The 10,312-nt window shown below is 61.4% G+C and carries 6 protein-coding genes and 1 riboswitch; of the genes, 1 reads left to right on the top strand and 5 read right to left on the bottom strand.

Features of this window, described 5'->3' with window-relative positions:
- Positions 1-38: 38 nt before the first annotated feature.
- The 5 genes from uvrB to EDD75_RS01080 form a co-directional block, all read right to left on the bottom strand.
- Positions 39-2,087, bottom strand: a complete 2,049-nt coding sequence (gene uvrB / locus EDD75_RS01100; RefSeq protein ID WP_123926806.1) for an excinuclease ABC subunit UvrB — start codon at positions 2,085-2,087, stop codon at positions 39-41.
- Positions 2,088-2,423: 336 nt separating this feature from the next.
- A complete protein-coding gene (locus EDD75_RS01095) occupies positions 2,424-4,604 on the bottom strand; it encodes a YcdB/YcdC domain-containing protein (protein ID WP_123926803.1) in 2,181 nt (726 codons plus the stop codon).
- Positions 4,605-4,754: 150 nt separating this feature from the next.
- The gene (locus EDD75_RS01090; RefSeq protein WP_123926799.1) at positions 4,755-6,947 is read right to left on the bottom strand and encodes a bifunctional alpha,alpha-trehalose-phosphate synthase (UDP-forming)/trehalose-phosphatase; all 2,193 of its coding nucleotides are present in this window, start codon (positions 6,945-6,947) and stop codon (positions 4,755-4,757) included.
- Positions 6,948-6,962: 15 nt separating this feature from the next.
- Positions 6,963-8,297, bottom strand: a complete 1,335-nt coding sequence (gene eam / locus EDD75_RS01085) for a glutamate 2,3-aminomutase (RefSeq protein ID WP_245963018.1) — start codon at positions 8,295-8,297, stop codon at positions 6,963-6,965.
- An 84-nt stretch (positions 8,298-8,381) separates the two neighbouring features.
- A riboswitch (cyclic di-AMP (ydaO/yuaA leader) is annotated at positions 8,382-8,596 on the bottom strand.
- A 58-nt stretch (positions 8,597-8,654) separates the two neighbouring features.
- On the bottom strand, positions 8,655-9,848 hold the full coding sequence (locus EDD75_RS01080; RefSeq protein ID WP_123926796.1) for a sugar ABC transporter substrate-binding protein: 1,194 nt from the start codon (positions 9,846-9,848) through the stop codon (positions 8,655-8,657).
- Between the two features lie 227 nt (positions 9,849-10,075).
- On the opposite strand from EDD75_RS01080, the gene EDD75_RS01075 reads away from it, so the two are divergent.
- Positions 10,076-10,309: a hypothetical protein gene (locus EDD75_RS01075; protein WP_123926793.1), complete on the top strand. Its 234-nt coding sequence runs from the start codon at positions 10,076-10,078 to the stop codon at positions 10,307-10,309.
- The last annotated feature ends 3 nt before the right edge of the window (positions 10,310-10,312 follow it).

Below are 10,312 nucleotides of genomic sequence, written 5' to 3'. Positions count from 1 at the left end.
TTTCACCGTTATGAGCCTAAAGTTTGGGCTTCTGCCCCCTAACCCCTCGCCCCTACCTTCCTCTTCACCCTTCCGCCTTCGTCCTGCCGCCTTTTCTCTCCAGCGCCTTCCCGCACCGCCAGTTCCGCCCGCAGCTCTAACAGCACATCCCGCAACTGCGCCGCCAGCTCGAATTCCAACTGCTTCGCCGCCTCCCGCATCTGTTTCTCGTAGGCCTTCGCGAGCTGCCGGAGCTGCGCCACCGTCATCTCCCGCGGCCGCAGCGTATAAAGGCCTTTCTCCTCAGCGACCTTTGTCGCTTCGATCACGTCCCGCACGGGCTTTTGTGCCGTCCGTGGTTCGATACCGTGTTCATGGTTGTAGGCGAGCTGCACCTGCCGCCGCCGCTCCGTCTCGGCGATCGCCCGCTGCATCGAGCCGGTCACCGCATCGGCGTAGAGGACCACCAAGCCGTTCACGTTCCGGGCCGCCCGCCCGGCGGTCTGAATGAGCGAGCGCTCCGAACGCAGGTAGCCTTCCTTATCGGCGTCCAGGATGGCGACCAAGCTCACCTCCGGCAGGTCCAGCCCCTCCCGCAGCAGGTTAATTCCTACTAATACATCGCAAACCCCTAAGCGCAAGTCGCGGATAATCGCCATTCGCTCTAAGGTATCAATGTCCGCATGCAGGTAGCGGACCTTGATCCCCAATTCCCGCAGGTAGTCAGCCAGGTCCTCCGCCATTCGCTTCGTCAGCGTCGTCACCAGCACCCGCTCGCCCCGTGCCGTTCGGGTCCGGATTTCCCCCAGAAGGTCATCTATCTGTCCCTGCGTCGGCCGCACCACTAAGGGCGGGTCCACCAGCCCCGTCGGCCGCACGATCTGCTCCACCACCTGCGCGCTGTGCTGCACCTCGTAGTCTCCCGGCGTCGCCGAAACGAAGACCACCTGGTTCACCCGCTGGATGAACTCTTCGAACTTGAGCGGCCGGTTATCAAAAGCCGAAGGCAGTCGGAAGCCATATTCGACCAACGCTTCCTTTCGCGCGCGGTCGCCTTCATACATCCCGTGGAGCTGCGGGACCGCTACGTGCGACTCGTCAATAAAAATCAAAAAATCCTGCGGAAAGTAATCCAGAAGCGTATAGGGCGGCTCGCCGGGCGCCCGGCCGGTAAGGTAGCGGGAATAGTTCTCGATCCCTTTGCAGTACCCGACCTCCCGGAGCATCTCCAGGTCGAAGCGTGTCCGCGTCTCTATCCGCTGCGCCTCGAGCAGCTTCCCCTGCGCCTGGAACCACGCGACTCGTTCCGCCAGCTCTTCTTCAATCGCCGCCAGGATCGCCTCCCAGCGGTCTTCCGCCGTGACGTAGTGGGTCGCCGGAAAGAAAGAAACATGGTAGCGCTCGCCGAGAACGTTCCCCGTCAGCGGGTCAAACTCTAAGATACGCTCCACCTCGTCCCCGAAAAACGCCACCCGCACCGCCCGTTCCGACTCCGCCGCCGGGAAGACATCTATCACGTCGCCCCGCACCCGGAACTTCCCGCGCGTAAAATTGATGTCGTTGCGCTCGTAGCGGATCTGGACTAACTTCCGCAGCACCGCGTCCCGGTCGTAGCTTTCCCCGCGCCGCAAAGAAACCACCTGCGCCGCATAATCAACCGGGTTGCCGAGGCTGTAGATGCAAGAGACGCTCGCTACGATGATCACGTCCCGCCGCTCTAAGACCGCCGCCGTCGCCGCGTGCCGCAGTTTGTCAATCTCGTCGTTGATCAGCGAGTCCTTCTCGATATAAAGGTCGGCCTGCGGCAGGTAGGCCTCCGGCTGGTAATAGTCGTAGTAGCTGACGAAGTACTCCACCGCGTTTTCGGGGAAAAACTCCTTGAACTCGCTGCAGAGCTGCGCCGCCAGCGTCTTATTCGGCGCCAGCACCAGCGTCGGCCGCCCCACCCGCGCGATCACGTTGGCCATCGTAAAGGTCTTCCCCGAGCCGGTGACGCCCAAAAGCGTCTGCATCCGGTAACCTTTCTCGATCCCGGCCACCAACTTTTCAATCGCCTGCGGCTGGTCCCCCGCCGGCGCAAAGGGCGAATACAGCTTAAAAACAGCCACTTGAACCACACTCGTTTAAAGGCCCTGTTTTCTCAATTATACCACAAAACAACCGGCCCCCTTCCGGGGGCCGGAACCAGACGGCACCAGAAAAACCAGATACAAAAGCTTGTTAGCACTCCACCCAACCCGACGAGTACACCAGCCGCCGCCCGCCTGCGCCACATACGTTTTTCACTCCTTCACTTTAGGTGCCGGATGCGCTAGGCAGCATTACTAACCTGCAATGCCGTCAAGCCGGGCCCGCAGCGCCGCGTAAAACCTCTGCGGCTCCACCGGGGAAAGAACTTATACCCGCCTTCCGTCCTAAAACGAACAACCTGTCGAACGGCAATTCTATCCCGCATTGCAGGGACGCGGCGCCCGCAGGAACCGCACTATTGCTGCCGCCGCCTCCTCCCGCTTTACAACCGCCGCCGGACCAAAATCGCCGCCCGGCCACGGAAAGAGCCTCAACCCCCAGGCCAGCGCGGCGTAGCCCCGGTCCGCAAGCGGCACCCCGGCGGCATCCGCGAAGGGAAGCCGGTAAAGCTCCGGTAACTCCGCCACCTGCCGGTAGCCGAGGCCCCGCACCAACAGTCGCGCCAGCTCCAGGCGCTGGACCGGCCGGTCCGGCGCTATCTCCTTTGCCTCGATAATGCCGCGCAGCCGCGCCTGCTCGTAAGCCTCGCTGTACCAAGGCGCGCCTCCTGCCGCCTGCGGCACCGCGACCGGGCTTTGTGCCGCCACGATCATCGCCACTAATTCCGCCTGCGTCACGGGGTCGCGGGGCCGGAAGCGGCCTTGGCAGCCCTTGACAACACCCGCTTCCTTCAAGAGGCCGATCTCCTGCGCGAAGCGGCTCCCCGCCACGTCGCTGAAAGCGGGCGCCGGTTTCACCGCTACCGGATTCCCTTCGTAATCGATAAACTCACCGCTCTGCGCGTCGAGCCAGACCGCCGGGTAGCCTCCAGGCAGCTTCAGCGCGTAAACCAGGCGGATCTCCGCCTTCTTCCAGCCGAAAGGATCATCAGGATCGCTGAAAACCTCCCGCGGTGTCCCGGCAACCAGCCGGATGTAGCGGGGTTCAAAACCAAAGGCGTCGAGGTAACGCTCCAGGGCCGCTGCGGGGGTTATGGCCTCCGCCGGCGGGGGGAAGACCGCCCGGACCCACTGCCGGCTGTAGCCGATCACCTCGCCCGTCACCGCATCCACCTGTACCGACAGGGAGTTGCTCGGGCACGGCAAGCCGTTGACGTACCGCTGGTAAACGCAGTGGTAGGCGGGATTCGGGTAGGGTAGGGCGAAAAACTCGCACTGCGCACACCGCGCCTCCGGCAAAAGGGCCGGGGCCGCTTTTTTCAGGAACTCTTCCGCTATCCGGCGCGCCTCTTCCCGGTCGAGCTTCGCTTCCTGCCGCTTTGCCGCAACCACCGGCCGGGGCTCCTCGTTTTCCGTTGACATAACGTAAAGATGCAAAAGTTCACCGGTTACCGCGCTGACTACCGCATCGATGCGGAGCCCGCGGTCCTTATTGCTGAAAGAGAGCTGCCACACCTTCTCCTCCTGCCAGGGGCCGCCGACATTGAGGCTGCTCCGGTCGAGGTCCGCCGCGGCGGCCTGCGGCACAAGCTCTCGTACCACCGCCACCGCCTTCGCCGCCGGGAGCAACTCACCTACTGCTTCTATTTCCCGCTGCTCCGCCGGAGAAAAAGCCCTCTCTCCGCCTCCGCCCGGCACCCCGAACATCTCACCGAAAGGCGTGGCGGCAGGCGTCATTCCCGTGAGCACCTTCCCGGTGAAGGCATCCACCGCCAGTTCCTCCGGCTCCAGGGAATAAACCAGGTAAGGCCGCTGGCGCTCGGGGTTCTCCGGCGCTACGGGCACGAAGTACTGGAGGTGCGGCTGCACCTGCTCCCGGTAGCGCCGCAGCGCCTCCTCCCGCGGCAGCATCCCTTTAGCCGCGGGGAAGACCGCGTCCGCGGTCCAGCTCAGCGTGTACTCTATCACTTCCTTGGTGTTCCCGTCCACCACCACCCGCACGCCGTTTTCCGGAAAGGGGATGCCGTTCACGTAACGGACGTAAATAAAAGCATGCTGCGCTGCATCCCAGGAGCGCCCGGGTGCAGCCTCAAGCCGCAGCACCCCCCACTTCTGCGGGGCTAACCTTTTCACCAGCGCTTCCGCTACCGGCCGCACCTCCTCCCGGGAGTAGCGCGGCAGGCGGCCGGCCGGCTCCCCACCTGCCCGGAAAGAATGAAAGCTCACGATTTCACCGGTACAGGCGTCCACGTTCACGCTAACGTTTCTTAATCCCCTGGGACTCAGCCAGTTGAGCTGCCAAAAGCTCCCGAGCGGCCCCTGCTCGAAGCCGGAATTAAAAACGGTGCACTCCGGCGGGATGCTGAGGTTCGCCCGCGCGGTGCGGATCGCCTGCTCCAGGCTCACCGGCACGTTTTCCCCCTGGGCCAGGGCAGGCGCGGCCACCATCAATGAAAAAAGCCCGCAGAGAAACAGAACCAAGCGAAACCGGCGCATCTCTCCCCACCTCCACAGTTTTACTAAATTTACTTCGTTAACCAGTTACCAAACTCCTGCCCACCCACCTTTTCAAAATTAAATAAAAACACCGCCCGGCCCGGCAGTGTTGTTAAAGGGAAGACTGCGCCAGCGTCGCCGCCCCAAAACCTATCCGTGTCTGGGTCCTAAATCTACCAACTTCTCTAACAACGATAGCACCTCCTTGGGCGAAGGAAGGTTGAACCGGGCCCGCGAGGGAGTCAGCCCCACCTTTAGCGAGTAGGCTGTCTCCGGAAGAACGGCGAAGAGATCCTCGTCGGTCCGGTCGTCTCCCGCAGCGAGGATGAAATCCCACGCCGCGCGGCCAATCCAGCGTAACGCCGCTCTGCCTTTATTAATTCCCGCGTTCTTTACCTCGACCACCTTGTTTCCTTCTAACACCTGGAGGTGCAGGTTGGCGGTAAGGTTGAGCAAGTGGTTTACCAGTTCCCGCGCCCGCAGCGCGCCCAATTCCGGTTCGGCCTTGCGGTAGTGAAAGACGAGCGCAAACCCCTTTTCTTCGATAAAGGCGCCCGGGGTCCGGTCAACGTACAACTCGAGCACCGGCCGGATCGCCTCTTTCCACTCGTTGGTCAGCGGTTCGATCATCTCCCAGTCCTTTTCCTGCTCCTTGATCCATACGCCGTGCTCGGCGATCAGGCCGATCCCTAAGTCCCCAAACCAGTCCTCTAAAGTCTCCTTGTCCCGGCCGCTGATAAGAACGACCTCGTTCCCAGGCACGGCAGCCATTCGCGCAAGCAGTTCCAGGATTTCGTTACCTGGCCTCGCCTCCTCCGGCCGGCCGAAAAAACCGGTGAGTGTCCCATCGTAATCTAACAGCAACAGCCGGCGCTTAGCCGACGCGTAGTCCCGCACCAGGCGCTCTTTGTTTGCCTGCCGCAGGCGCTTCACCAAAAACGCTTCCTGGCGTTCTTTCACTTCCGCCAATTTTTCCATAAATTTCTCCGCCCAGCAGGCCACGTTCCACCGTTTCAACCGCTCCTGCATCACCCGGTTACGGGCTACCTGCTCTTCCTCCGGCATCTGCAGCGCCAAATGCAGCGCCTCCGCGACTTCTGCCTTGTTATTGGGGTTTATCACCAGCGCCTCGCCTAACTCGCTCGCCGCCCCGGCCATCTCGCTGATGATCAGCACGCCTTTCCCGTCCCGGCGGGTAGCGATATACTCCTTCGCGATCAGGTTCATCCCGTCCCGCAGGGGCGTGACCAGCGCCACATCGGCCACCGCATACATTGCCGCCAGCGGATGGAAGGTTAAGGTGCGGTTGAGGTAGCGGATGGGCGTCCAGCCGACGCTCCCGTACTCCCCGTTGATCCGCCCGACAAGCTCATCCACCTGCCTTCGCAACAGACGGTACTGGTCGAGGCTTACCCGCGAAGGCGCGGTCACTAAAAGCAGGGTTACCTTGCCGCGCCACTCCGGGTACTTCTTCAGAAAAAGGCTGAACGCTTCAAGGCGCTGCGGAATGCCCTTGGTATAATCCAACCGGTCAATAGACAGCACCACTTTCGTGTCCCCCAACTGCTGCCGCAATAGCCTTATCTCTCTTCGCACGGCAGGTAATGCAGTGGCTCCGGAGAAGCGTTCGTAATCTATCCCCATAGGAAAGGAATCAACCTTCGCTGCGTGTTCCCGGGTGATGATTTCCCCTAATTTATGGTCGTAGCCCAGGATGTGGAGGACGCTGCTTAAGAAGTGCCGGGCGTAATCATAGGTATGGAAGCCCACCAGGTCAGCACCTAACAAGCCTTCTAAAATATCCCGCCGCCACGGGAGAAGGCGGAAGAGTTCAAAGGACGGGAAAGGGATGTGCAGGAAAAAGCCGATCGCCGCGTCCGGGAGCTTCTCCCGGAGCATTTTCGGGAGCAGCATCAGATGGTAATCGTGCACCCAGATGGTATCATCAGGCCTTGCCACCCGGAGTATCTCCCGGCAGAAAAGCCGGTTCACCCGCTCATAGGCCTCCCAGTAGCTTTCGTCGTAGACGGTATAAACGGGGAAGTAGTGGAAGAGCGGCCAGATGGTGCGGTTGCTGAAACCACCGTAGTATTTTTCTACGTCGGCAGGAGAAAGGAATACCGGGTGGCAGTTAAATTCTGTCAGCAGGCGCGCCCGCAGCTCCGCGCGCGCCTCTTCGTCCTGGATCTCCCCCGGCCAGCCGATCCAGAGGCTCTCCCACGACCGCTGAAGCGACTTTAGTCCCGTGGCCAGGCCGCCAATACTGGGGAAAAAGCGGTAGCCGCCCTTCTTCTGGAGCACGGTCACCGGTAACCTGTTGGAAACGATTAATAATCTACCCACTATGGCACCACCCTCCTAAAGCACCGGCGGCTTCCGGGCCTGCTTCGCTCTTCCCGCATCTTTGGGGCAGGTGGTTTCTTCAGCCGCAACCTCGGCCGGATACGCTACCACCCGGTTTTCCCAGGTGCGCAGCACAATCCGGCCGGGCTTCCGGTCGAGGATATAGCCAGGCGTTACCGGAGTCTTGCCCAACCCGCCCGGGGCGTTAATGATGTAAGTGGGTACAGCCAGTCCGGAAGTGTAGCCGCGCAACTGCTCCATAATCTCCAGCCCTTCCTCGACCGCAGTAATAAAGTGCCGCGTACCGCGGACCTCCTTGGCCTGAAAGAGGTAGTAGGGGCGAACCCGGATCTTTAACAACTCCTGGTTCAAACGGCGCATTACGAAGGGATCGTTGTTTACGTGCCGCAGGAGCACCGCCTGGTTGCCGAGAACCACACCGGCGCGGACCAGCCGGTCGCAGGCCTGCGCCGCCTCTGGCGTTACCTCCAGCGGGTGGTTGAACTGGGTGTTGAGGTAAATGGGCGGGTACTTGGTCAAAACAGCACACAACTCTTCGGTAATGCGCTGCGGCAGCGTCACCGGCGTCCGCGTACCCAACCTCTTAATCTCGACGTGGGGGATGCGGTGCAGTTCGCCGAGCAACCAATCTAACTGGTGGTCCGGCAGAAGCAAGGCGTCACCACCGGTAACCAATACATCCCGGATCTCCGGGTTCGACCGGATATAGTCAAGGGCGGCCTCCAGCACCCGGCGCGGCTGGTGGCGGTCGACCTCCCCGATGTTACGCCGCCGCTGGCAATGGCGGCAGTACATAGCGCACACATTCGTTACGTTGATAATCAGGCGGTCGGGATACCGCCGGGTAATCCCGGGCGCGGGAGAGGTCAACTCCTCGGCCATCGGATCGAGGCTACCGCCACTATCCTGCAGTTCCTCCAGCGACGGCACCGCCTGGCGCCAAACCGGGCTGCCCGGACCCGCAGCGGCAACAACGGCTGCGTAGTAAGGAGAAATCGCCCACCGGTAGTGTTTCGCGACTTCATTAATCTCCTCCAAAAGTGTTTCCGGCAGATCAACCAACTTTGCTAAAAAAGCGGCATCGCTAATCCGGTTCCGCATCTGCCAGCGCCAGTCTTCCCAGTCCGAGGCCGAAGCCTCCAAGAGCTCAATTATCCGCGCTTTGTAATACCCAATTTTCTCTGCCCAGGCAAAACCAGTAGGTATCGCGTCCCGGACCGTTAGATAATCGGCAATACGGCTTTTGAGTTCCCTGGCCCTTTCAAGCGCTATCCGCCGTTTCTCCTCAGGAGTTAAAACGCTGGTGTCAGGGCAACGGTTTACCATCATTGCACACCACCTGCCAGACAAAACTAAAACGCTCCGGAATCCTCTTCCGGAGCGCAAAAAGCAATACCTTACCTGCCTCCTAGCAAGGCCAGCTTTCCACGCTTGCGAGGTTAGCTGACGGGTTCGGGTCGAAAGCTAACCCTACCTGACACTCAAAATTCTCCGTTAACCAATCCGCCCTCGCTGGAAAATAGAGTGCCCGAACAAGGCCCGAAAGTTAGCACGGATCGAGTGCCAGGATTCACCCCAAAAGAAATGGGTCCCCCGCTTCTCCGAAGAGAATTCAGCGCCGCTTTTTTATTTTAGTATACAAAATATTCCCCCCCCAACGCAAGGGGGCACCAAAGACCGAGCGAGTCACTTCACTGTCTCAATTTTCTTCACCTCGCCCGGGACGTCGATTTCCACTGTGCGGCCGTCCTGCGTGGTGACGCGCAGCCGGGTTTTCTTTTCCGCACCCTTTTTGCCGCCTTTACCGGCTCCGCCGCCGCCACCGGCGCCTTCGCTGCGTGATGAACCCTTGTCCGGACCAGCCCCGCCGCCGTACTTTCGCCACCGTTCCGTAAGCAGATAAAGGTTTGCCGGCCGGATGAGCCGAACAGGAACAATCTGCGCCGGAATGCTGAAGTCTCCGGTCGCGACGCGCGTCTCGTAGGCCCACTCCCCGCGCCGCACCAGGTCCACCGCCGCCCGCAGCGCGGCCGTCCCGAGCATCTCCGGCTGCACGTCCACTTCGGCGCCGTGCTGCCCGGCGCTCATCAGGTCTGTCGCCCGGCGGTCGGCCCCCACTCCTGCCGTCACTACACGCCCAACCAGGCCCCGTGCCCGGAGCACTTCCACGGCAGCCACCGCGAAGCGGCTGTCAGCAGCCGCCACAGCGTCCACCGCGTTGCCGTAACGGTCCAGCGTACCCGTAACCAGGGGGCCCACCGCCCGCGGGTCGCTACGGGGCACGTTTTCCACGGTGACCGCCACCGCCGGGTAGGCGCCCAGAACGCCCCGGAAGGCCGCTCCGACTGCGGCCATCCCTGGGTCGTCCGGATCACCGCCCAGAAAAAGCACCCGTGCCGGCGATGTGCCGCCGCCCGGCAAGCTTTCGACCACAAAGCGCCCCAAAAGCTCCCCCGCCCGCGCGTGGTCGGAAGCGATATAGGCGTCTAACGGCGCATCCGGGACCAGCGTTTCCAGCGCTACCACCTTCACCCCTGCCTCCCGTAGCCGCCGCACCATTCCCCCGGCCGCCGCCGGGTCGACGAACTGCACCACCACCGCCTTTACCCGCTCTTTTTTCACCAGCCGTTCGAGCTCTCGCTCCTGCCGTGCCGGATCGTTTTGCGCGTCGGCGAAGATGATCCTAACCTTCTCGGCGCGTGCCTTTTGCGACATCACCAGTCTGACAACTGTATTCCCGTCCCGTGCCGCATCGGCGACGCACAGCCCGATTTTTAGCGGCAAAACGGGCTTGCGCGGCGCCTTCCGCGGGCATCCCCCGGCCAGAAACAGGATCAACAGCACCAGCGCCAGCGCACCTCTCAGACGCCTGCGCGACATCTCCGCTCACCCCTGGCGAAAACAGCCCTTAAAATTATCTTGCCCGCCAGCGCCAGAAATTCTCCGCCGGGCTAAAGCGGCAAGATTTTGCGGCCGCGAGTGCTATAAGCACCGCCGGCAACATAAAAATTTACTGACCTGTTTCCGGCGCCTTAAAAAGTTGCCGACCAGGGAGATCTAGGCGAAAAGGAAGGCTGGGTTACCGCAAAAATTAAGGAAGTGATAGGGTGCGCCTCGCCTGGTTAGACCGCAAAAAAGAAGGGCCCTCGCCCATCCTGATAGAATTCCACGAAACGCTTGCCCTGCTACAGCTTGGTTACCGACAACTCGATTTTTCGGAACCGGACTTCATCGACTGGATCATTTTTAATATCGGTGCTCTCGAGCGGCGGCTGGTCGCCCTTTTGAAGACTGCCCGCCGGGAGGGCGTAACCGCCTGGAAGCCGCCACCCGCCCCTTAACCC

The sequence above is a fragment of the Thermodesulfitimonas autotrophica genome, from assembly GCF_003815015.1.
Classification (GTDB): domain Bacteria; phylum Bacillota; class Desulfotomaculia; order Desulfotomaculales; family Ammonificaceae; genus Thermodesulfitimonas; species Thermodesulfitimonas autotrophica.
Note: the sequence above shows the minus strand (reverse complement) of the source record. Positions and strands in the feature narration are given on the sequence as shown.

Coding starts and splice junctions, on each gene's coding strand:
- EDD75_RS01095 (WP_123926803.1), bottom strand. CDS start 4,604: ATGCGCCGGTTTCGCTTGGTTCTGTTTCTCTGCGGGCTTTTTTCATTG.
- eam (WP_245963018.1), bottom strand. CDS start 8,297: ATGATGGTAAACCGTTGCCCTGACACCAGCGTTTTAACTCCTGAGGAG.
- EDD75_RS01080 (WP_123926796.1), bottom strand. CDS start 9,848: ATGTCGCGCAGGCGTCTGAGAGGTGCGCTGGCGCTGGTGCTGTTGATC.